1 protein-coding gene is annotated in these 548 nt (G+C 66.6%); it reads left to right on the top strand.

Annotated features, from left to right (window positions below; translation table 11 throughout):
- Window positions 1-352: 352 nt before the first annotated feature.
- The coding region (locus CCN39_RS48650; protein WP_143264504.1) for a LacI family DNA-binding transcriptional regulator at window positions 353-548 on the top strand (196 nt) is incomplete at its 3' end.

The raw sequence follows: 548 nt of genomic DNA on the forward strand, positions 1-548 counted from the left end.
TTCTTCGGCCTGGACCCGGCGCACCAGCTCGTCGGCCGATACCCGCCCTCGCTTCACGTACGCCACGCGGCCACCTCCCAGAACACCCCCACGCGAAGGATTCGCGCATCCCGCGTGGAGGGTAAGGCGAGCGCGGCCGATTGTAAATCTCATGATCGCCACGTGGTCGTGATCTTTCCGAAACAACCGGATCGACCGTTCGCCCGTATCGGCGCAGCGTCGAAACACTCGAATTCACGACCCGCTTGACCAGCTGAGTCGCGCCCACTACCGTCGGCCTCCGCATTTCATGTTACCGGTCACACTCCTCGCCGGACAACGAAGCGGACAATCGCGATCCGGAAGGTCATCGATGACGCAGAATTCCGCCGGCGCGACGGGGGAAACCCCCGGCCACAAGACCGTCACGGTCGCCGACGTGGCCGGCGCGGCCGGCGTTTCGCCCAGCACGGTGTCCTACGTCATCACCGGGAAACGGCCGATTTCGCCGCGCACGCGGCGGCGGGTCCTGGAGAGCATCCGCACGCTCGGGTACCAGCGGCCCGGCG

Source organism: Amycolatopsis kentuckyensis (assembly GCF_002155975.1).
Lineage (GTDB): Bacteria > Actinomycetota > Actinomycetes > Mycobacteriales > Pseudonocardiaceae > Amycolatopsis > Amycolatopsis kentuckyensis.